At 62.9% G+C, this 21,519-nt stretch carries 23 protein-coding genes and 1 tRNA gene; 9 read left to right on the forward strand and 15 right to left on the reverse strand.

From position 1 onward, the window contains the following. Positions 1-28: 28 nt before the first annotated feature. Positions 29-1,813: a single-stranded-DNA-specific exonuclease RecJ gene (gene recJ / locus QFZ88_RS02770; RefSeq protein ID WP_024925324.1), complete on the reverse strand. Its 1,785-nt coding sequence runs from the start codon at positions 1,811-1,813 to the stop codon at positions 29-31. A 65-nt stretch (positions 1,814-1,878) separates the two neighbouring features. Continuing rightward, positions 1,879-2,862: a class II fructose-bisphosphatase gene (gene glpX, locus QFZ88_RS02775; RefSeq protein ID WP_024925325.1), complete on the reverse strand. Its 984-nt coding sequence runs from the start codon at positions 2,860-2,862 to the stop codon at positions 1,879-1,881. Between glpX and QFZ88_RS02780 the strand changes: the two genes are divergently transcribed. After that, complete coding sequence (locus QFZ88_RS02780; RefSeq protein ID WP_161773089.1) at positions 2,861-3,016, forward strand: hypothetical protein; 156 nt, start codon at positions 2,861-2,863, stop codon at positions 3,014-3,016. The two genes, glpX and QFZ88_RS02780, sit on opposite strands and share 2 nt — an antisense overlap. Before the next feature lie 54 nt (positions 3,017-3,070). Here QFZ88_RS02780 and QFZ88_RS02785 read toward each other — a convergent pair whose 3' ends face one another. Both QFZ88_RS02785 and QFZ88_RS02790 read right to left on the reverse strand, forming a co-directional pair. Next, complete coding sequence (locus QFZ88_RS02785) at positions 3,071-3,367, reverse strand: DUF982 domain-containing protein (protein ID WP_024925326.1); 297 nt, start codon at positions 3,365-3,367, stop codon at positions 3,071-3,073. Positions 3,368-3,553: 186 nt separating this feature from the next. Continuing rightward, a complete protein-coding gene (locus QFZ88_RS02790; protein ID WP_024925327.1) occupies positions 3,554-5,068 on the reverse strand; it encodes an ArnT family glycosyltransferase in 1,515 nt (504 codons plus the stop codon). A gap of 168 nt (positions 5,069-5,236) precedes the next feature. On the opposite strand from QFZ88_RS02790, the gene map reads away from it, so the two are divergent. Together map and radC are read left to right on the forward strand one after the other, a co-directional pair. Further along, positions 5,237-6,067 carry a type I methionyl aminopeptidase gene (map, locus tag QFZ88_RS02795; protein WP_024925328.1) on the forward strand — a complete coding sequence of 277 codons (831 nt, stop codon included), beginning with the start codon at positions 5,237-5,239 and terminating at the stop codon, positions 6,065-6,067. Between the two features lie 75 nt (positions 6,068-6,142). Continuing rightward, a complete protein-coding gene (gene radC, locus QFZ88_RS02800; RefSeq protein ID WP_024925329.1) occupies positions 6,143-6,895 on the forward strand; it encodes a RadC family protein in 753 nt (250 codons plus the stop codon). A gap of 8 nt (positions 6,896-6,903) precedes the next feature. Here the strand turns inward: radC and QFZ88_RS02805 are convergent, their stop codons facing one another. Together QFZ88_RS02805 and tig are read right to left on the reverse strand one after the other, a co-directional pair. Beyond that, positions 6,904-7,428 carry a hypothetical protein gene (locus QFZ88_RS02805; RefSeq protein ID WP_244431263.1) on the reverse strand — a complete coding sequence of 175 codons (525 nt, stop codon included), beginning with the start codon at positions 7,426-7,428 and terminating at the stop codon, positions 6,904-6,906. Between the two features lie 267 nt (positions 7,429-7,695). Then, positions 7,696-9,162 (reverse strand): trigger factor, encoded by a 1,467-nt coding sequence (gene tig / locus QFZ88_RS02810; protein WP_024925331.1) that lies wholly within the window; start codon positions 9,160-9,162, stop codon positions 7,696-7,698. A 336-nt stretch (positions 9,163-9,498) separates the two neighbouring features. On the opposite strand from tig, the gene QFZ88_RS02815 reads away from it, so the two are divergent. Next, positions 9,499-9,583: transfer RNA gene (locus QFZ88_RS02815), tRNA-Leu, on the forward strand. A gap of 57 nt (positions 9,584-9,640) precedes the next feature. On the opposite strand, the gene QFZ88_RS02820 is transcribed toward QFZ88_RS02815, so the two are convergent. Together QFZ88_RS02820 and QFZ88_RS02825 are read right to left on the reverse strand one after the other, a co-directional pair. Further along, a complete protein-coding gene (locus QFZ88_RS02820) occupies positions 9,641-10,219 on the reverse strand; it encodes a GDYXXLXY domain-containing protein (protein ID WP_024925332.1) in 579 nt (192 codons plus the stop codon). Next, the gene (locus tag QFZ88_RS02825; protein ID WP_024925333.1) at positions 10,216-11,331 is read right to left on the reverse strand and encodes a DUF2157 domain-containing protein; all 1,116 of its coding nucleotides are present in this window, start codon (positions 11,329-11,331) and stop codon (positions 10,216-10,218) included. Before QFZ88_RS02825 ends, QFZ88_RS02820 begins: the two co-directional genes overlap by 4 nt. Positions 11,332-11,571: 240 nt before the next feature. Between QFZ88_RS02825 and QFZ88_RS02830 the strand changes: the two genes are divergently transcribed. Both QFZ88_RS02830 and QFZ88_RS02835 read left to right on the forward strand, forming a co-directional pair. After that, positions 11,572-11,712, forward strand: coding sequence for a DUF1127 domain-containing protein (locus tag QFZ88_RS02830; RefSeq protein WP_065998056.1), 141 nt, complete (start codon positions 11,572-11,574; stop codon positions 11,710-11,712). 50 nt (positions 11,713-11,762) lie between these two features. Continuing rightward, positions 11,763-11,903, forward strand: coding sequence for a DUF1127 domain-containing protein (locus QFZ88_RS02835; protein ID WP_065998060.1), 141 nt, complete (start codon positions 11,763-11,765; stop codon positions 11,901-11,903). Between the two features lie 169 nt (positions 11,904-12,072). On the opposite strand, the gene QFZ88_RS02840 is transcribed toward QFZ88_RS02835, so the two are convergent. Beyond that, a complete protein-coding gene (locus QFZ88_RS02840; protein ID WP_161777456.1) occupies positions 12,073-12,234 on the reverse strand; it encodes a hypothetical protein in 162 nt (53 codons plus the stop codon). 186 nt (positions 12,235-12,420) lie between these two features. Here QFZ88_RS02840 and trmFO point away from each other — a divergent pair, with 186 nt between their 5' ends. Continuing rightward, positions 12,421-13,845, forward strand: coding sequence for a methylenetetrahydrofolate--tRNA-(uracil(54)-C(5))-methyltransferase (FADH(2)-oxidizing) TrmFO (trmFO, locus tag QFZ88_RS02845; protein WP_024925334.1), 1,425 nt, complete (start codon positions 12,421-12,423; stop codon positions 13,843-13,845). A gap of 164 nt (positions 13,846-14,009) precedes the next feature. After that, a complete protein-coding gene (locus QFZ88_RS02850) occupies positions 14,010-14,558 on the forward strand; it encodes a hypothetical protein (RefSeq protein ID WP_051512215.1) in 549 nt (182 codons plus the stop codon). A gap of 15 nt (positions 14,559-14,573) precedes the next feature. On the opposite strand, the gene QFZ88_RS02855 is transcribed toward QFZ88_RS02850, so the two are convergent. The 6 genes from QFZ88_RS02855 to yajC all read right to left on the reverse strand — a co-directional run bounded on the left by QFZ88_RS02855 (position 14,574) and on the right by yajC (position 20,324). Further along, positions 14,574-15,524: a sterol desaturase family protein gene (locus QFZ88_RS02855; RefSeq protein WP_024925336.1), complete on the reverse strand. Its 951-nt coding sequence runs from the start codon at positions 15,522-15,524 to the stop codon at positions 14,574-14,576. Next, positions 15,524-15,961 carry a hypothetical protein gene (locus QFZ88_RS02860; RefSeq protein ID WP_307417048.1) on the reverse strand — a complete coding sequence of 146 codons (438 nt, stop codon included), beginning with the start codon at positions 15,959-15,961 and terminating at the stop codon, positions 15,524-15,526. Before QFZ88_RS02860 ends, QFZ88_RS02855 begins: the two co-directional genes overlap by 1 nt. Before the next feature lie 169 nt (positions 15,962-16,130). After that, positions 16,131-16,973 carry a phytoene/squalene synthase family protein gene (locus QFZ88_RS02865; RefSeq protein WP_024925338.1) on the reverse strand — a complete coding sequence of 281 codons (843 nt, stop codon included), beginning with the start codon at positions 16,971-16,973 and terminating at the stop codon, positions 16,131-16,133. Position 16,974: 1 nt separating this feature from the next. Beyond that, complete coding sequence (locus tag QFZ88_RS02870) at positions 16,975-17,367, reverse strand: Mth938-like domain-containing protein (protein WP_024925339.1); 393 nt, start codon at positions 17,365-17,367, stop codon at positions 16,975-16,977. 23 nt (positions 17,368-17,390) lie between these two features. Beyond that, entirely contained in the window at positions 17,391-19,937 is a 2,547-nt protein-coding gene (gene secDF / locus QFZ88_RS02875) for a protein translocase subunit SecDF (RefSeq protein ID WP_024925340.1), read from the reverse strand. A gap of 48 nt (positions 19,938-19,985) precedes the next feature. Continuing rightward, positions 19,986-20,324, reverse strand: coding sequence for a preprotein translocase subunit YajC (gene yajC, locus QFZ88_RS02880; protein ID WP_024925341.1), 339 nt, complete (start codon positions 20,322-20,324; stop codon positions 19,986-19,988). Positions 20,325-20,555: 231 nt separating this feature from the next. Between yajC and QFZ88_RS02885 the strand changes: the two genes are divergently transcribed. Next, entirely contained in the window at positions 20,556-21,431 is an 876-nt protein-coding gene (locus QFZ88_RS02885) for an ATP-binding protein (RefSeq protein ID WP_024925342.1), read from the forward strand. The last annotated feature ends 88 nt before the right edge of the window (positions 21,432-21,519 follow it).

Below are 21,519 nucleotides of genomic sequence, written 5' to 3' on the forward strand. Positions count from 1 at the left end.
CTGTTCCGGGATACTGGTCGCGTAGCTTTCAGGCCATTGCCACATCGGTGATGCGGAATTGGACACTGCGATTGCCGTTCCAGTAGTTGCCGCCAATCGAGCCGGCGACATGCAGGGTGCGGCCCCGGTTCTTGAACAAGAAGTCGCCCAGCACCGTGTCCACGGCCCTGAATGCCATCGCCTGGATGCGCCCGCCGCTGTCCGAAACCAGATCGACACGGATGTGATTGGTGCCGACGGCGCGCGCATCGGCAAGCTTGTGGCGCGGCAGCACGAAAAGCGGCGGCACATGGCCGGTGCCGAACGGACCGGCCTTCTCGAGATTGTCGAGCAGGGTCAGTGTTGCGCCCTCGGCGGCAAGCGCGCCATCCACCAGGAGGCTCTCCTCGTCACGCAGGCGGAACACGTCGGCCGCCGCGCGTTCCTCGAAGAAAGCGCGCAAGGCGCCCAGCTTCTGACGGTCCACGGTGATCCCCGCCGCCATCGCATGGCCACCGCCCTTGACGATCAAGCCGGCTTCCGCCGCCTCGCGCACCAATCGTCCGAGATCGAAACCCGGAACCGAACGGCCCGAGCCGGTGCCAGTGCCATTGGCGTTGAAGGCGATGGCAAAGGCCGGCCGACGCGCATGGTCCTTGAGCCGGGAAGCAATCAGCCCGACGATGCCGGGATGCCATTGTTCAGACGCCGTCACGATTACCGCCGGCCCCTCGCCGCCAGCCAGTTCGGCGTCCGCTTCGGCGCGCGCCTGGGCCAGCATCTCCTGTTCCATCACCTGGCGCTCCTGGTTCAGCCGGTCGAGCGTCTCGGCAATCCCCCGCGCCTCGGCCGGATCGTCCGTAGCAAGGAGCCGGCTGCCGAGCGCGGCATCGCCGATGCGTCCGCCCGCATTGATGCGTGGGCCTATCAGGAAGGCGAGATGGAAGGTGTTGACCGGCTCGCCGACGCGCGCAACCCGCGTCAATTCGGCCAGTCCGACATTCCTTTGCTGGCGCACGACCTGCAGCCCCTTCACCACGAAGGCGCGGTTGACACCAACCAGGGGCACGACATCGCACACCGTTGCCAGCGCGACGAGATCGAGCATGGCAAGCAGGTCCGGCTTCGGCGCATCCGGCACCCGTTCGCGCAGCAGCTTGGCCGTCTGCACCAGCGTCAGGAACACCACGCCCGCCGCGCACAAATGCCCCTGCCCCGAAAGGTCGTCCTCGCGGTTCGGATTGACGACCGCGGTCGCCGCCGGCAGCGCGCCGCCCAGTTGGTGGTGATCGAGCACCACGACATCGGCGCCGGCTTCCTTGGCAGCATCGATGGAAGCGGCGCTGTTGGTGCCGCAATCGACGGTGACGATCAGGCTCGCGCCACGCCCGACCAATTCGCGCATCGCGTCGGGATTGGGGCCGTAGCCCTCGAAGATGCGGTCGGGAATGTAGATTTCCGAAGGGATCGAAAAGACGTCGAGGAACCGCTTGAGCAGCGCCGAGGACGCCGCGCCGTCGACATCATAATCGCCGAAGATGGCGATCCGTTCGCCCCGTATGATCGCTTCAGCGAGCCGCACGGCGGCCTTGTTCATGTCGGTCAGCGAGGCCGGATCCGGCAAAAGGTCGCGAATGGTTGGGTCGAGGAACCGTTCGGTGCCGACGGCGGTAACGCCGCGCCCCGCCAGAACGCGGGCAACGATATCCGGAACGCCATGCCCCTGGGCGATGGCCAGCGCCGTCATATCCTGCCGTTCGGATAGTCGGTGCACCCAGGCGAGGCCGGTGGCCGAGCGCCTGACATCAAGAAAGAACCGCTTTTCGCCCGTCATTCAGGGCCTACCCATCGCCGTATCGAGCCACATGGAATGGCTCAATACGGCGAAACCGGCGAAAATCAAAACTTATCCAAGTCCTGATGGCGGGCCTTGATCTCGCGAACGGTGCGCGAGGACGAGCGCAGCACGATGGTATCGGTGGTGATGTAGTTACGGCCGAATTTCACGCCGGCCAGCATGTTGCCGTCGGTGACGCCGGTCGCCGCGAACAGCACGTCGCCGCGCGCCATTTCATCGACCCGGTAGACCTTGTTCGGATCGGCGATGCCCATCTTCGCTGCACGCTCGACCTTTTCAGGCGTGTCGAGGATGAGACGGCCCTGCATCTGGCCGCCGGTGCAACGCAACGCAGCCGCCGCCAGCACGCCCTCCGGCGCGCCGCCCGATCCGATGTAGATGTCGATGCCGGTCTCCTCGGGGTCGGTGGTGTGGATGACGCCTGCGACGTCGCCGTCGCCGATCAGCCGAATAGCAGCGCCCGTGGCCCGCACGGCCTCGATCAGCTTGGCGTGGCGCGGCCGGTCGAGAATGCAGGCGGTGACTTCATTAACCGGCACGCCCTTGGCCTTGGCAAGGCTTGCAATGTTGTCGGCCGGCGATGCGTCGAGATCGATCGTGCCTTCCGGATAGCCTGGGCCAATGGCAATCTTGTCCATATAGACGTCCGGCGCGAACAGCAGGCTGCCCTTCTCGGCAATGGCGATGACGGCCAGCGCGTTCGGCAGATTCTTGGCGCAGATCGTGGTGCCTTCCAGCGGATCCAGTGCGATGTCCACCGCCGGCCCCTTACCGGTGCCGACCTCTTCGCCGATGTAAAGCATCGGCGCTTCGTCACGCTCGCCCTCGCCGATCACCACCGTGCCCTTGATGTTCAGGCGGTTCAGTTCCGAACGCATCGCGTCGACCGCGACCTGGTCGGCCGCCTTCTCGTCGCCGCGTCCGCGCAGCCTGGCGGCGGCGACGGCGGCGCGTTCGGTGACGCGCACCACTTCCATGGTGAGTATCCGGTCAAGGCCGGCGATGGTGTTCGCGGAAGCATTCATGAAGCAGCAATCCTCGTTCGAAACGCATGCCCGTGACGCGGGCGCGCCTCTTGTGTCAAAGGCATATGACAACGGCAAGACCCGAAACGGCCATTTCTCGAAAGAGAAACAATATCAATCGATTGAAAGAGATTTCAGTATTTCTGGGAAATGAAGTCGCGAAGAATCTCGAGCCTCATAAAGAAGGGGATTTATGCTTGCGATGACCTCAGAGCGGAACGCCCTGAACCTTGTCGCCGCCCTTGCGCGGCGGCATCATGTCCCTGGCCAGTATGCCGCTGACCCGGCAGAATATCGCGAAGGCGCGGCAGGCTTCTTCCGCCGACGCGACGCCGACACTGGCGCCGAAACAGGCATTGAACGCCGCCTGATAGAGCTTGCCCTGCTTGCCCGTTGACCATTCAGCAAGAAAATCCATCGCCTGGTCGACGCCGTAGATCTCCTCGACCGGCAGGCCGAGAACAGGAACGATACGAACAGGTATGGCGAATTGGAGTTCGCGCATGTCGAAGCCTCTCGAACAGGCCCTCCGCCGTCGTTCAAAATCTTCTTGATGCGGAGGTTCCTTTCACACGCTTCTCACGAATGAATGTGGCAGGAGCACGACCAATAGTTGCATATTTGCAACAGAACCCGTCAGGCGGGTCCTACGGTTAATTCAGTCTCGGCCCAGCGAACGGCTGTGCCGAAATCAAGCCGGCGCGTTGCGAGGCCGACAGTCCCTGACCGGAGCCTGCGGAACCCGCTGGTAGAGGATGCCCCAATCAGCCAGCGGCTGCACCTGCTTCCAGTTGGGAGAGGCATCCAGCACTTTCCGGTCCGGAACGCCTGCGACCAGATAGTCGCCACCGGTGCGGCAATCGAGCTCGTCGTGCTCCAGCTCGAACATCTTGCGATGCGCATAGAACAGGATGTTCTCGTTCATAAACCGGCGCTCCCACACGACCGGCACCGGCCCTGGCGGAAGCGCCTTCATGACGCTGGAAAAGGCTTCGACATCGACGCGCAGTTGCTTCTGGCCGCCCGTGCGGCCGTCCATGATGCCGATCTGCACGATCTGCACGATGACGGCGATGGAAAGACCGGCACCGATGATGAAATGCGCGAAATACAGCCTGCGCCAGGCAATCGAAATCCAGATGCCGGCCATCACCGCCAGCGGCCAGCTTGCCGGCATCGAATAGCGCGTACGACCGACCGGCAGGACGGTGGTCAGCACGGCCATCGGTACGGCCGCAAGCAGCAGCGCGTCGACGACCCAGCGCCTGTCCTTGGCCAACTGCGATCGGGCGAAAACCAAGGCGATCGCCGCCGGCAGGAACGGCAGTTGATAGACGATCGATGCCGGCAGGTCGCTCAGATGAAGCAACCGGATCAGGCGGTCGTTATCGTCGCGCTCCGGCCCGATCCGCATTTCGGACGCCCAGTGGGCGATGCCGGCATCCGCAAAATTGCTCCAGGCCCAGGCCAGCATCGGAATATGCGCCGCAAGGACAACCACGCCAGCGACCACGGCCTCGCGCGGCTTTCTTTCGATTAGCGGCATGATGATCATCGGCAATGCCGAGAAGGCGATCGGAATTGGCCCCTTTGTGAGGGCAGCACAGGCGAAAACCGCCATGATGACCAGCCACAACCCAACGCCAAAACGGCCCCGAGCCCTGCCCCAGAGCCAAAGCGCCAGCGCAATGCCGCACAACACCGTCGCGGTCACGTCGGTTTCGCCGATGCGCGCCTTGAGCAGAATCTGGACCGAACACTGGAACGCCAGCCCGGCGCACAGGCCGGCAACGCGGCGATCGCCCATCGTCAGCGTCGATGCACTGAAACCGGCCGCCAGCGCGCCGGCGAGCGTGGCGAGCACCCCGGGGAGCCGCACTGCCACCTCGTCGAGCGAGCCGCGCAGCGTCGCCATCGAAGCCATCAGCCAGGGGGTGAAAGGCGGTTTGTTGACATAGGGCGTGCCGATGAATTTGAGATGCCACCAGGCGCCGCCGTCCAGCATTTCCAGCACTTGCAGCGCGCGACGGCCTTCCTCGAAACGCAGAGGTCTCACGGCGAGCAATGGCAAATAGAGCGCGATGCCAACCGCCAGCACGAAAAGCGGCCAGTAGCGGGCCCAGCTTTGCAGCATATTGACTTGCCATGGGGCGGGAGGCGCGCGCCAACCCTGCCAGTCGCGCAACTGCTTGACGAAATCCGACACGGAACCCTGCCTCGTATGGACGCCTGCTTTCCCCAGTCGCGGCGCCGTCTATCACGGATGAGTGACGCCTGTCTTGCATCCGATGCAATCCAGAGGTTGAAGATCGGCGCCATCGGTGTCACATGATAGCCTGCTCAAGACATTCAATTCGAAGCCTTTCCGAAAACCATGGTTACCTATCTCGACGCTGAAACAGCCCCGCTGCGCAACACCGGCCAGATCAGGCTCTACAACGAGGAGAGCTTTGCCGGCATGCGCAAGGCTTGCCAGCTTACCGCACGTTGCCTGGATGAACTTGCCGGCATGGTACAGCCCGGCGTGACCACCAACACCATCGACCGCTTCGTTTTCGAATTCGGCATGGATAACGGCGCCCTGCCCGCCACGCTCAACTATCGCGGCTACACCAAATCCAGCTGCACCTCGATCAACCATGTCGTTTGTCATGGTATTCCCGACGACAAGCCGCTGCGCGATGGCGACATCGTCAACATCGACGTCACCTATATCCTCGACGGCTGGCATGGCGATTCCAGCCGCATGTATCCCGTCGGCGCGGTCAAGCGCGCAGCGGAGCGCCTGATGGAAGTGACGCATGAGTGCCTGATGCTTGGCATCGCCGCGATCCGTCCCGGCGCCCGCACCGGCGCCATTGGTCAGGCCATCCAGGTATACGCGGAAGGCGAGCGCTGCTCGGTGGTGCGGGATTTCTGCGGTCACGGCGTCGGCCTGCTGTTCCATGACGCGCCGAACATCCTGCACTACGGCCACGCCAACGAAGGTGTCGAGATGCGGCCGGGCATGATCTTCACGGTCGAGCCCATGATCAATCTCGGCCGCCCGCATGTGAAGGTTCTCTCCGACGGCTGGACCGCCGTCACCCGCGACCGTTCGTTGTCGGCGCAATACGAGCACACGATCGGCGTTACCTCGACGGGCTGCGAGATCTTCACCCTGTCGCCGAAGGGGCTCGATCGGCCCGGCCTGCCCGCGCGCTAACCTCTATCCGAGGCAAAAAACTCCCACTACACTTGGAGCCGCCGGAGAAACCGGCGTGCTCGAAGCGGGGGGCTGATGAGCAAGAGCGACGACGAGCGCGGATTTCTTGCCGAACGGTCCGTACTTCCTCTCGACAGGCGCAAGCCGGAGAACGAGAAGCCCCATTATCTCGGCCATCGCGAACGCCTGCGCGAGCGCTTCGGCGCCGCCGGCCACAGTGCCCTGCCCGACTACGAACTCCTGGAACTGCTGCTCTTTCGCCTCATTCCGCGCGCCGACACCAAGCCGGTGGCCAAGGCGCTGCTCGCCAGGTTCGGCACACTGGCCGAGGTTCTGGGGGCGCCCGAAGCGCTGCTCAAAGAGGTCAAGGGTGTCGGGCCGGCGGCGGCGCTTGATCTCAAGGTGATCGCGGCGGCCGCGCACCGCATGTTGCGCAGCGACCTGACCGGGCGCGAGACGCTCTCGTCCTGGCAACAGGTGCTAGACTATTGCCGCGCCGCCATGGCCTATGAAACCAGGGAACAGTTCCGCATCCTTTTCCTCGACAAGAAGAACGTGCTGATCGCCGACGAGGTGCAGCAGACCGGCACGGTCGACCACACGCCCGTCTATCCCCGCGAGGTGGTTAAGCGGGCGCTCGAACTCTCCGCCACCGCGATCGTTCTGGTGCACAACCATCCCTCCGGCGATCCGACCCCGTCCCGCGCCGACATCGAAATGACCAAGGAGATCGTCGAGACCGGCAAGCGCTTGGGCATCACGGTCCACGACCACATCATCATCGGCAAGAAGGGCCATGCATCGATGAAGGGGCTGATGCTGATCTAGCCGCGTGCTCAGGGCGTGGCGATCTTGCACTCCGCCGCGAGCCGATCGATCGCCTCGGCGGCTCCAGCCAGGAAGAAATCAGCGTCGACACGCCCGGTGATGAGACCGAACCGCCAGGACAACCGCAACCGTTTTGCCGAGGCAAGCCGCGAGACCGCGTCCGCGCCGTCGTGCATCAAGGTCATGCTGTTGCTGGCAACCAACCAGTTTTCTCGAACGCTGCTGCCGTGGTCGACCGTGACCGCAACGGTGATCGTATCGCTGGCCGCCACGCCATCGCTGAGTTGCAGCCATTCGCTCCAATGCGGATCACCCACCGGTCGGCAGGCGATGGTCAGCACTGGACTATAGCCAAGCGCGCCATTGCCGGTGACCAGCATGCTGTCAGCGTAGATCGAAGCGGTAATGACGCCGTCGGCCGCGGAGCCGAAGCGCCAGCGGTCGGCCGCGTCGCTGGCGAGGGCAGCCGAGCAGCCGAGCGCAAGCAGCACCACGCCCATCAATGGACGAAGCACGACGATCGACCTTGCCAACTTGCCCTCCGCGAAACCACTGCGCGTTAATGCGGCCGCAAGCTACGCTGCGGCAGCTTACCAACTCATTAGTGCCCGATTTAGTATCAGCGGCGACCGATCGCCAGTAGTCCGCACAAGCAGACCGGCCAAGGCCGATCCAATTTCGCGCACGCGGGCTAGTAGATTTGAACGCCAGGAGCCGACCAAACAGCATTCAACCGACAAGGCTTCGGCACAAAGAAAAAGGCCGCCTCGCGGCGGCCCTCTTTCATTTGCCGGAAACGCTTATTCGGCGTCCTTGGCGGCTTTCTTCTTCGGCGCGGCCTTCTTCTTCGGCTCTTCGGCACCGGCCTCGTCAGCCTTTTCGGCCTTCTTGGCGGCAGCCTTCTTCGCCGGCTTGGCCTTGGTCTCGGCTTCCTCGTCGTCGGCCATCAGTTCTTCCTTGCTCACCTTGTTGTCGGTGACGGAAATCAGGCCGAGCAGATGATCGACGACCTTCTCCTCGAACATCGGCGCGCGCAGCGTGTTGAGCGCTTCCGGATTGGAACGGTAGAACTCGTAGACTTCCTGCTGCTGGTTGCCCGGGAAGCGGCGAACCTGCTCGAACAGACCGCGCTGCAGTTCATCGTCCGAAACCGTCACGCCAGCCTTCTCGCCGATCTCGGCAAGCACAAGGCCCAGACGCACGCGACGCTCGGCAAGGCGGGTGTATTCGGCGCGGGCCTCTTCCTCGGTCGTCTCTTCGTCGGCGAAGGTGCGGCCGGCAGCCTGCAGGTCGCGGTTGACCTGGTTCCAGATGTTGTTGAACTCGGCGTCGACCAGCTTGGACGGCGCTTCGAACGAGTAGGATGCGTCGAGCTGGTCGAGCAGCTGGCGCTTGACCTTCTGGCGCGTCATCGAGCCGAACTGGCTTTCGATCTGGCCCTTGACGATCTCACGCAGGCGCTCAAGCGATTCCAGGCCGAGGTTCTTGGCGGTCTCGTCGTTGAGCTCGAGCTTGCCCGGTGCTGCAACTTCCTTGACGGTGACGTCGAAGGTCGCTTCCTTGCCGGCCAGATGCGGGGCCTGGTAGTTTTCCGGGAAGGTCACGGTGACCAGCTTCTCGTCGCCAGCCTTGGCGCCGACGAGCTGATCCTCGAAACCCGGGATGAACTCCTTCGAGCCCAGGACCAGCGGTTGGTCGGTACCGGCGCCGCCAGCGAAGGCCTCGCCGTCGATCTTGCCGAGATAGTCGATGGTGACGCGGTCGCCTTCAGCGGCCTTGCCCGACTTGGTCTCGTAGGAACGCGACGATTCGGCCACGCGCTGGACCTGCTCGTCGATTTCCGATTCCGGCACGTCGTAGACCGGACGGGTCACCTTGATGTCGGAGAAGTCCTTGATCTCGATCGCCGGGATGACTTCGTAGTTCAGACGGAATTCGAAGTCGCTGCCGCCGGCCAGGATCTTTTCAGCTTCCTTCTCGTCCTCGGTCATGATGACCTCGGGCTGCATGGCGGCCTTTTCACCGCGACCGGTGATGATCGTGCGGGATTCGTTCAGAATCTCGTTGACCACTTCGGCCATGAACGACTTACCGTAGACCTTGCGCAGGTGCTGTACCGGCACCTTGCCGGGACGGAAGCCGTTGATGCGGACTTTGTCCTTGGCGTCCGACAGGCGGGCCAACAGCTTGGCCTCCATGTCGCCGGCCGGCACGACGACCTTGATCTCGCGCTTGAGACCGGAATTGAGCGTTTCGGTGACCTGCATCATCAAACCTTTATCTTCACCAATGGGGCTGGCAAACGGTCCCGCCGTTCGCAGCCTGCCGGAATAGTCTTGCCGGGAGTGGCTTTTGGCGCGGAAGCTGGAGTCCTGACCGCTTCGGCGGCTCAATTCTCCCAACGACGCTCCAAAATGTGAGTAAGTCTTTGTTTTTCCGACTTCATATCACATTTAGAAGAAGCGGATCGTCGCATCCCGTCACATTCGACACGCCTTTTGTCACAGGCGAGGCCGATTTTCAACCATCTTCGCGCCCGGCGAATGGCTGTCCTTGACCGGTGACATTGACAGAATGATGGCTACGTGGGATTGCCGGGCCATGCGGATGTGGCGGAACTGGTAGACGCCCCGGATTTAGGTTCCGGTGCCGAAAGGCGTGGAGGTTCGAGTCCTCTCATCCGTACCAGCCTCCGGATGGCGCCGTCACGCCATCCATCCTTGCAGCCACTATTCCCCGTCGACCTTAGTAAAGCGGCTCCTCGAACAGCGTCTCGCTGCCGTCCATCAGCGCCTTGATCTGGGCCGTGCCGTCCCTGGCCAGTACTACGCGCACGCCGAAGGGCCGAACGCGCATGTCTTTTTCGATCGCCCGCCCCTCGCCTTCCGGCAGATAGAAGCGGTCGATGCCGTAATCCGGCGACAAGGTTGCGTCCGGCTCTAGCGACGAGCCGCCGAGGAGCCGGCCCGCAATATCGGCCTCGTCCGTTCCCGGCGCCGTCGTCGGCTTACCAAGGAAAGCGGCAACCGCGCGCCAGTAGCCGTCCTGGTCCTTGTGCAGCCTGACGAGGATACGCTCGTCGGTCGCTGCCGTGCGGTCGGTCGGGATGTCGGCGACCAGCTTCACCGGTATGCGCGAAATCTCGTAGCCAAGGCTGACATAGTCGCCGCGCAGCAGGTCGCGCGGATCGATCGGCTCGACCTTCAGCAGAACTTCCGTGCCATTGCGCAGGATCGCGGCACGGCCAGCGATGATCCAGCTCAGGAAGCCGATCTGCACCAGCGCCAGCACCACTGCGGAAATGAGCAGCTTCTTGCCCGTCATGACGCTGCTCCCTGGCCGGTTGGGCCTTTCATGCGTTTCTCAATGCGGATGATGGCAAAGGCGAGGATGCCCAGGATGACCGCGGCGGCCAGGAAGAAGCCGGCCGTGCCCAGCATCGTCTCCATCATCACCACATAGATGACAATGAGCTCGAACGCGAAGCCGACATAGGCGATCCAGCGCAGTCCACGGCTCTCGCGACCGGCCAGCACGATGGCAGCGGCGATGCCCGCCAATGTGATCGCGGCAACCGGAGCGAACCCGCCCGAGCCCTCGATCTGGAATTGCAGGATGAACATGCCGACGAGAAAACCGACAAAGGCATGCAGCGACAGGCGCCCGCCCAATTGAACGATCCGGTCGACCGGCTCCGCGGCGAAGACGGCGACGCCGAAAACAGCCGCCGAAACGGCTGCCAGTTCGGCCAACATGAAGGCACGATCGCCATCCAGTGTCAGGAATGCTGCATAGCCAATGAGCGAAATGAGCACGAGATGGCGGGACGGCCGGCTCCGGGTCCAGTAGGACACGGCAAACAGCACGACCAGCATGACCAGATAGGCATGAGGAAAGTCAAAGCCGCGCCAGATGCTGAAGGAACCGAGCAGCTTCATCGTCACCCAGCCGCCAGAGATAAGCACGCCCATGATGGTGAGCGGATTGGAGCGAAGCGCCACCGCCGCTAGCGTGGTTCCCGCCCACCAGGTGAGTATCGCGCCGGATTCGTCACCGGAGAAATGGTACATCTGGCCGATCAGCGCGATCGATCCGCCAAACGCGGCCGCGGCCACCACCCACGCCGCTTCCGCGAAGGCCGGATGGTCGCGCAGCTTGAGCCATGCGCCGCCGACATAGCCGGCCGCGATCACCGCAAACAGCGATAGGACGCGAGCGACGCGTGGAATCGCTTCCCAGTTGGCCGCGACGAAGATCATGATCGCGGCCGCCAGCAGCACTGCGGCCAGCATGGCCAGGATGGAGCCGAAGCTCAGCGAGCGCCGTGCATTCGCCTCGATGTCGCTGGTCAATTTTTCGGCGGTACCGGCGTCGATGAGGCCGCTTTCCACCCAGCGCGCGATGTCTTGCCTGACTCTGCCCACATAGCCTGCCAAAGGCGTCACTCCACTATTTTAGTCGGATTACCAGCCGACCGGAGCAAATCTTTGACGTCGCGTCATTTTCCGATTCTGGCTTCTTTATGACATCGGTGTGAAACGGCCGCCATGTTGCATTGCACAAAACGCATTGCTGCCATGCGCCATTCGCACTTTTAAATCGATATGGGTCCACCTATCTTAGCGTCGTACAGAAAAGATGAACGACCGAAACAAAGACGTAAACGAGCAAGTATCATGAACCTGATCCGCAACTACCGCAACTGGCGCCGCTACCGGGAAACCGTTTCCGAGCTGAGCCGCCTGAGCAATCGGGAGTTGTCTGACCTCGGCATCAGCCGCAGCGACATTCCCTACGTGGCCCGCAAGTCGGCCTAAGGCTTTACGGGTCGCCTACGACCCGAACGACGAACTGAAGAGACACGAAAATGAACCTGATCCGCAACTACCGTAACTGGCGCGCTTATCGCGACACGGTCGAGCAGCTCGGTCGCCTGTCGAACCGCCAGCTGGAAGATATCGGCCTGTTCCGTATGGACATCAAGAAGGTCGCTCGCAAGGCGAGCTAAGCAATTTCGGCAGGGCCTACCTCCTCCCAGGCCCTGACGGATACGGTCAATCTTTACCTCCTCCCAAAGATTGACCATCAAAACGGCGCCCGCCGCATCCTCCTCCCAGCGGCGGGCGTTGTTTCCCAAAGAGAGTTTCGCCCTCTCCAGATTGGCGAAAGGAATTTCGTCAAAGCCGACCTCCTCCCCGGCGATGACGAATATGGTCGACCTCCTCCTCCTCCCTGAGGTCGACCGCCGAAACGGTGCCCGCCGCATCCTCCTCCCAGCGGCGGGCATTGTTCCGAAAGAGAGTTTTGCCCTCTCCGATTGGCAAAAGGAATTTCGTCAAAGCCGACCTCCTCCCCGGCGATGACGAATAAGACCGGACCTCTCCTCCTCCCTGAGGCCGGTCACCAAAACGACACCCGCCGGACATCCTCCCCCGGCGGGTGTTGTGTTTTTGGACCCTGCCAAAACCCCAGCCGATGCAGTGCGAGAATTGCATTCGTAGAGCCGAGGGACTATTGCGGGCTGCATGAGCAAAGACCCCATTCACATCGTCGGCGGCGGCCTCGCCGGTTCGGAAGCAGCCTGGCAGGCGGCGCAAGCCGGCGTACCTGTGATCTTGCACGAAATGCGCCCCGTGCGCGGCACCGACGCGCACAAGACTGACGGGCTGGCCGAGCTGGTCTGTTCCAACTCCTTCCGCTCCGACGACGCCGAAAGCAACGCGGTCGGGCTCCTGCATGCCGAAATGCGGCTGGCCGGTTCATTGATCATGGCCTCTGGCGACGCCAGCCAGGTTCCGGCCGGCGGGGCGCTGGCCGTCGACCGCGACGGCTTTTCGGCGGCCGTTACCGCCAAGATAGAGGCGCACCCGCTCATCACCATCCAGCGCGAGGAAATGGTCGGCCTGCCACCCATCGAATGGGGACAGACCATTATTGCCACCGGCCCGCTGACCGCGCCGTCGCTGGCGCAGGCGATCGCCACCGAGACCGGCGCCGATGCGCTCGCCTTCTTCGACGCCATCGCCCCAATCGCGCATTTCGACACGATCGACATGAATGTCGCCTGGTTCCAGTCGCGCTACGACAAGGTCGGCCCCGGCGGCACCGGCAAGGACTACATCAACTGTCCGATGGACAAGCCGCAATACGAGGCCTTCGTGCAGGCGTTGCTCGATGGCGGCAAGACCGAGTTCAAGCAATGGGAAGGCACGCCCTATTTCGACGGCTGCCTGCCGATCGAGGTGATGGCCGAGCGCGGTGTCGAAACGCTGCGCCATGGCCCGATGAAGCCGATGGGGCTCACCAATGCGCACAATCCGACGGTCAAGGCCTATGCAGTGGTGCAACTGCGGCAGGACAATGCGCTGGGCACGCTCTACAACATGGTCGGCTTCCAGACCAAGCTGAAGCATGCCGAGCAGGTGCGTATCTTCAAGACCATTCCGGGCCTCGAGAACGCCGAGTTCGCCCGGCTGGGCGGCTTGCACCGCAACACCTATATCAATTCGCCAACCTTGCTCGACGGCTCGTTGCAGTTGAAGAGCCGGCCGGGCCTGCGCTTTGCCGGCCAGATCACCGGCTGCGAGGGCTATGTCGAAAGCGCCGCCATCGGCCTCCTGGCCGGTCGTTTCGCAGCCGCGGAACGGTTGGGAATGTCCATATCGCTGCCACCGGCCACTACCGCCTTCGGAGCGCTGCTCAACCACATCACCGGCGGCCACATCACCTCCGACGAAGAGCCCGGCAAGCGTTCGTTCCAGCCGATGAACGTCAATTTCGGCTTGTTCCCGCCACTGGAGCCGGGAACGAAATTGCGTCCCGACGGATTCGAGGGCCGTTTCCGCGGCAAGGACAAGTCGGTCGCCAGGAAGAAGGCGACGACCGGGCGCGCGCTTGCCGACTGCCGTGCCTGGCTTGGCCTGCCGACACAGGCGCAAGCCGCCGAATAGACGGGATTTACGGCAGCCCACCGGCAGATTAGAGCGCCGCGCGTCCGTTCGGACGCGCAAAGGACGCTCTAACACTTTGAAGCTGCGCATCGTGCTTACCGAAAATCGATTCCGATTTTCGGGCCGATGCGCTAGTCTGCGCACCTCTTGGTCGGGGGGCCATCATGTTTCGGAAAAGAATAATCCTTGCCGCCGTGATTCTGGCGGTCGGCGCCGGCTGCACGACGGCACCGGAAGCGCTGCAATCGCTCGGCGACCGCAATTACATGCGCTATGCGACGGGCAAGCCTTATGCGCAGATTGCGTCGCAGAGCCAGATGTCCACGCAGGGCCTGGCAGGCGCGACCATCTACGGACCGATGATCGGCGAATATCGCCTGGCCGACGGCGACACCGTCTACCGTCACATCGACAATGTCGAATCGAGCAGAACCAATGTCGATGCCGGGATCGTCATGCAGCGCGAGAGCGTGGCCACACGCTATCGGCTCGCCTATTTCCGTGTCGGTGCCGACGGTATCGTCAAGGATTGGGCGACAGGCGCCCTGCCTGGCGAGCGGCTGGGCTGCACATGGTATGCCGGCGGCGTCATCCAGCAATGCAGCAGCGATAATCAACGCCTGCAGAGCCTGGCCGTTTACGACTCGCTGGTGCGCACGGCGAGTGAAAAACCTCTGTCGTCGTGGGGTACCCCCGTCGCCAGCCCACAGTAACGGCAGCTACCAAGGTTATTCGGCCGGTTCGATCTTGCTGTCAGGCAGCCCCGGCCTGCCGGCCTCGGTCGGATTGCGCCGCACATAGGCGGCCTTCAGCGTTTCGGACGTGTCGCGCGAACCGTCATGGCTCCAGCCTGGCGGCATGAACAGATACCGGAGGCGCTGGCCAAGCGTCAGGCCCGGTGAGAAGGCGTCCTTGAACATGCCGATCCATTCATGGAATGCCACCTTGAGCGGGTTGAAGGTGCCGATGTTCTTGACGATGCCGTAGCGCGGCAGATCCTCTTCCAGCTCCTCGACAAAGGTACCGAACATGCGATCCCAGATGATCAGCGTTCCAGCATAGTTGGCATCGAGATAGCGTGGATTGGTGGCGTGGTGGACGCGGTGATGCGAGGGCGTGTTGAAGATGAATTCGAACCAGCCCCACATCCTGCCGATCGTCTCGGTGTGGATCCAGAACTGATAAACGAGGTTGAAGCCGTAGACGAAGGCGATCAGCGCCGGATGGAAGCCGAGCAGCACCATCGGCACCTGCAGCACGAACATGCCGGTGAACAGGCCGGTCCAGCTTTGCCGGAGCGCCGTCGAGAGATTGTAGTGCTGGCTGGAATGGTGGTTGACGTGCTCCGCCCACACCCAGCGGCAGCGATGGGCGATGCGATGGTACATGTAATAGCGCAGGTCATCGATCAGGAAGGCCGCGATACAGGTCCATACCGACACCCCGAGGTCAAGGAAGCGGAACTGCCAAACCCACAACAGCGCCGAGTAGGAGACGATGCCGAGCAGAATGCCGGCGGCGACGTTACCGGTGCCCATCATCAGGCTGGTCAGCGTATCGCGTGTCTCGAACGCCCCCTTGGTGCGGCCGGTGCGCACCAGCCATAGTTCGATCAGGATGGCGATGACGAAAAACGGAATGGCGAGTTTCGTGACATCGGGAAACTGATAAGTCTCCATCAGGCGGCCTCCTGCCTTGCCGGCTGGCTTTTGGGATCGAGTGAGGCGAGCACGGCCTGCACCGCCGCCGCGTCGGCAAAGGCGAAACGCCCGCCCCGCCAGGTGAAATCCTTGAAGCGCAGCGACAGCACCTTGCTTTCCACAAGGCTGGCGAGGTCGACATCCGCCGGCGTCACGATGCGCGTCAGAAAGCGATCGCCGATGACCTGGACCACGCCGGTCCGGCCCTGGCCAAGATCGAGGAAAGCAGCCCCGCCATCCTCAGTCAGATAGACCGTGGCCGGCCGCAAATCGGGAAAGTCGACGGTGAAGCGCTCAAGGGCTGCCCGCGCATCGACGAGACGCGCGGTCCGGCTGCCGCCCGTAAAATGCACGGCAGCGACCGCGAGCGAAATGCCGGAGACGACCATCACCACAAGAATTGGCAAGCTGATCAAGGATGCTCCTCCGGGCAAACGCCTCCTCTGCGTTCGAACCCGCCGGAAACCTAGCATGGTTGACGTTTACGTCAAAGACAGAATTAGGAGCACGTGCGACGCGGTCGACATGCCCAGGCAAATTCCGCACTGTTCCAGATGATCGCTCTGCTCTGAGGAGCAGGCCGGTTCAACCCCAGCCGCGCCCGGCTTTCCGCAGTAGCAGCCAATGCCGGCGCAAAGCCGAAAGCCGTGCCGTTCCAGCAAGCGGCGACGCCTTGCCGCTCATCGCGGCCAGATAGGCTTTCGTCAGCACCAGCGGCAAAAATGCCGGGCGCAGCGATATCGGCAGAGAGGCCGCTCCACGCTCGAAGGCAACAAGGTGCTCCTGTGCCAGTGCAATCATCGCAGCGACCGCGCGTTGGGCGCCCGGTCCGCCATCGCCGCTCAGGAACTCCTGCGGTGATGTGCCGACCGCCACCAGGATATCGACCGGCACATAGCACTGCCCCCGCGCTCGGTGCAGCGGCAGAAGAAGCAGCAAGCCGGTGATGGCTTGCGCGCAGCCGGCATGGCCGGCGAGTTCCGCGAAGCGAGGCGCTTCGGCCTTGTCGAGCACCAGCGCCGCAAGCTGGATCAGCGCCGACGCCGTCTCGCCGCAATAACCTTCGAGATCGGTGCGCGATGGCATCGGGTCGTCGTAGAGGTCGAAGACGCGCGCTTCCAGATAATTGTCGAATGCTTGCCTGGGCAGGTCGTGCCGTCTGATCGCGGCAACCAGTACTTCGGCCAAGGGATGACCGGCGCCGGCATCGGCCGCGTCGGAGGCGATGATGTCGCGCCACCATTGCAGCCGCACTTCGCCCGGCAATGCCTCGCGAATGCGGTCGCGCACGCCGGCAATCTCGGCATTAAAGGCATAAAGGGCCAGAAGTGCGTCGCGCTTTTCGGCCGGTGCATAGAGCGCCGACAGATAACGGTCATGGTCGGCACCGCGCACCATGTCGATCACGGTCTTGGCGGGATCAGTCACCTCAGTCGACTGCGACAAGCGCGGCGGCCACGGCGCGGTCTTCGGCGAGCAGCACATTGTAGGTGCGCACCGCAGCGCCCGTCGACATCGGATCGGCCGAGATACCCGCCTGCTTCAAGGCGGCGCGCAACGCCGCCGGCAAGGGCCGCAACTCCTTGCCCATGCCGACCAGCAGGATCTCGATCTTGCCGGCCTCGGCCAGAACCTTGTCGAAATCCGCCACGCTCAAGGCAGTCGCATCGGCCGGCTGCCAGCCATGGATGCCCGAGGGCAGGCAAAGCAGCGAGCCGCGATGCGACATGTCGGCGAAGCGGAAGCCGCCATTGCCGTAAGCCTCGATCGCCGCGCGGCCCGGAAAATGCGCCTCGCGGATGATGATGCCCTTGCCGAACAAACCCTTCGCCACGGCAGCGGCCGTCAGGTCGCGACGGCCTTGCCGTTCACCGGCTTCTCCCCTTCAGCCGCGTCCGACGAACGCAGCTTGAACAGGATCAGCAGCGGAGCCGCGATGAAGATCGACGAATAGGTGCCGAACACCACGCCGAACAGCATCGCCAGCGTGAAGGAACGAATCACCTCGCCGCCGAACAACACCAGCGCCAGCAAGGCCAGAATGGTGGTCACCGATGTCAGGGTCGTTCTGGACAACGTCTCGTTGATGGCGTTGTTCAGAAGCTGCGGCATCGGCATCTTCTTGTATTTTCGTAAGTCTTCGCGAACGCGGTCATAGACGACGATCGTATCGTTCAGCGAGTAGCCGATGATCGTCAGGATGGCGGCAATGGACGATTGGTTGAATTCTATGCCTGTCAGACAGAAGAACCCGATCGTCATGACGATATCGTGCACGGTGGCGACGATGGCGCCGACAGCGAACTGCCATTCGAACCGGAACCAGACATAGATCAGGATGCCAACCAGCGCGACCAGCATGCCGATCGTGCCTTGCTTGGCCAGTTCGCTCGACACGGTCGGGCCGACCACTTCGACGCGGCGGAAGTCGTAGCTGTCCTGCAGTTCGCCGCGCACCTTGTCGATGACGCTCTGCTCGGCATTGTCGCCTTCGGACTGGGCCGCAACGCGGATCAGCACGTCATTGTCGTTGCCGAACTGCTGCACCTGCACTTCGCCGATGTTGAGCTGCGAAAGCTTGCCGCGAATATCGGCGATGTTGGCCGGTCCGCTCTTCGACTGGACCTCGATCAGCGAACCGCCCTTGAAGTCGACGCCGTAGTTGATGTTGACGGTCATGAACAGCACGACCGACAGGATCGACAGCGCGGACGACAGCGCGAAGGTCCAGCGGCGGATGCCCATGAACGGGATCTTGGTGCCCGGTGGCACGAAGGTCACCGGCGCGCGCGGGATTTCCTTCGGCTTGGCGCGGCGCAGCCACATGGAGACCAGCAGACGCGTGAAGGTGAAGGCGGTGAAGACGGTGGTCAGGATGCCGATGGCGAACGTCACCGCGAAGCCCTTCACCGGGCCGGTGCCGAGATAGAACAGCACGACGGTGGCGATAAGGGAGGTGACATTGGAATCGACAATCGTCGCCAGCGCCTTCGAGAAGCCGGTGTCTATCGCCTGGATGACCGAGCGTCCGTTGCGTCGCTCCTCGCGAATACGCTCGTAGATCAGCACGTTGGAATCGACCGCCATGCCGATGGTCAAAACGATACCGGCGATACCGGGTAGCGTCAGCGTGGCACCCAGCAGCGACAGCAGCGCGACGATCATCGCCACATGCACGGCCAGCGCGATGTTGGCGAGGAAGCCGAGGAAGCCGTAAGCCACGAACATGAAGGCAACGACAAGGATCGAGCCGATGATACCGGCGATCTTGCCGGCCTGGATCGAATCCTGACCGAGGCCCGGACCGACGGTACGTTCTTCGATCACCGTCAGCGTGGCCGGCAGCGCGCCGGCGCGCAGCAGCACCGCGAGGTCGTTGGCGCTCTGGGCGGTGAAGTTGCCGGAAATCTGGCCGGTGCCGCCGAGGATCGGCTCGCGGATCTGCGGCGCCGAGATCACCTGGTTGTCGAGGATGATGGCGAACAGCTTGCCGACATTCTGCTGGGTAGCCTGGCCGAAGCGCGTGGCACCCTTGGAATCGAAGCGGAACGAGACGACTGGCTCGTTGTTCTGCGAATTGAACGTCGCCTGCGCATCGACGAGATTTTCACCCGAAACGATGACACGGTTCTCGATCAGATAGGGAACCGGCGGATCGTCCTTCGAATAGAGCACGCTCGACCCTGCCGGCGGACGGCCGTTGAGGGCTTCCTGCACCGGCATCGACTGATCCACCATCTGGAAGGTCAGCTTGGCGGTCTGGCCGAGAATTTCCTTGAGGCGCTGCGGGTCCTGCAGGCCCGGCACCTGCACCAGGATGCGGTCATCGCCCTGACGCTGCACGATCGGTTCGGTGGTGCCGAGTTCGTTGACGCGGCGGTCGACCACCTCGATCGACTGCGCCAGCGCCGTCGTCGAGCGGTACTTGATGCCCGCGTCCGTCATGGTGAAGCGCAGGAGCCCAGGCTCCGGCTCGTCCATGGCCCATTCGGTGATGGAACCGCCGGTGAACAGGCCGGAGGTAACCGGCGCGATCAGGGCTTTCAGCGCTTCCTTGGCCGCATCCACCTGGGCGGTGTCGCGAACGCGCACCTGCACCATGCGCCCGGTGCCGGACAGGCCGGTGTAGCCGACCTTGGCATCGCGCAGCAGCGTTCTGATCTCATCGCGCGTGGCTTCCAGACGATCCTTGATCAGGTCGTTCTGGTCGATTTTGAGAAGGATGTGAGAACCGCCCTGCAAGTCGAGGCCGAGCGTCATCTGCTTTTTCGGCACCCAACTCGGCAACTTGGCCAAGGTATCCGCCGGAATGAGATTAGGGGCGGCAAGGATGAACGTAGCGGCAACGGCCAGCCAGATCAGGATTGCCTTCCAGCGCGAAAAATAGAGCATGTTCTACGATCCAGTGGGCCGATCGGCGCGCCAGGCGCGCCAAGGCACTCAGTTCTTGGCGTTCTGGTTGGCGACCGGCTCGCCCTTGACCCGCACGTCGGCGATGGTGCTGCGCACAGCTGTCACCTTGAGGCCATTGCCGAGGTCGACCTCGAGTTCATTGTCGTCGACCACCTTGGTGACCTTGCCGACGAAGCCGCCGCCGGTGACGACCGTATCGCCGCGACGGATCGCGGCCAGCATCTCGCCGCGCTTCTTCATCTGCGTGCGCTGCGGACGGATGATCAGAAAATACATGATCACGAAAATGAGGACAAACGGCAAAATGCTGATGAAAACATCGGGCGTGGCGCCAACGCCCTGGGCGTATGCCGGTGTTACGAACATCGAAAACTCCTGAGACGTAAAGGAAAGCCGTTATCTGGCCCATGAAATTTGGCCGGAATATAGTCGGTAAAGCTACTATTGCAACCATCCCCCGCCCTGCTCCCGTCGCACTTCCCCCGCCGTGTCGTATTGGTCGCACATCCGCTTGCAAAAGCCGAAGGCTCGTGAGAGAACCGTACGGTACGGTACGCAACCGAAACGCAGGCTTCGCAATCACGCCGAGGACATATCTTGCCCCAGGAAACCATCGCAGCACTGTCCGAGAAACTCGACCGCCTGATCGACGCCGTCAGCCGGCTGGCACCGCCGCAGGCACCAAAAACGGACCTCACCGCCGTCGATTGTTTTGTCTGGCAGGCCGATCCCGGTTATCTGGAGCCGATCGCCAGGGTGAACAGGGTCGATATCGGCTTGATCCGCGGCGTCGACCGCGTGCGCGACATCCTGTTCGACAACACTGAACGTTTCGCCTCCGGCTTTGCGGCCAACAACGTGCTTCTGTGGGGCGCGCGCGGCATGGGCAAGTCGTCGCTGGTCAAGGCCGTGCATGCCGCGATCAATGCCGCCGGCAAGCCGGGCGGTCCGCTCAAGCTGATCGAGATCCATCGCGAGGACATCGACACGCTGCCGAAGCTGATGGCGATGCTCAAGGCTGCCCCCTACCGCTTCATCCTGTTCTGCGACGACCTCTCCTTCGATCATGACGACACGTCCTACAAGTCGCTGAAGGCAGCGCTGGAGGGCGGCGTCGAAGGACGTCCAGGCAACGTCATCTTCTACGCCACGTCCAACCGGCGGCATCTGCTGCCGCGCGACATGATCGACAATGAACGCTCCACCGCGATCAACCCGTCAGAGGCGGTCGAGGAAAAAGTGTCATTGTCGGACCGCTTCGGCCTGTGGCTCGGTTTCCACAAATGCTCGCAGGACGACTATCTCGACATGGTCAACGGCTATGCCAACCACTTCGGCCTCGACATCGACACCGACACGCTGCGCGCCGAGGCACTGGAATGGGCGACCACGCGCGGCAGCCGCTCTGGCCGCGTGGCGTGGCAATTCACGCAGGACCTTGCCGGCCGCCTCGGCAGGCCGCTGGCCGACTGATCGGGCAACGCATTTTTCGTTCCCATTGAACCGAAAAAGCCCGCTTCTTGCGAAGCGGGCCAAGCTGCCGGGCCGGACTGGAGGTCGA

Source organism: Mesorhizobium sp. YL-MeA3-2017 (assembly GCF_030814575.1).
In the GTDB taxonomy this organism is placed as follows: domain Bacteria; phylum Pseudomonadota; class Alphaproteobacteria; order Rhizobiales; family Rhizobiaceae; genus Mesorhizobium; species Mesorhizobium terrae.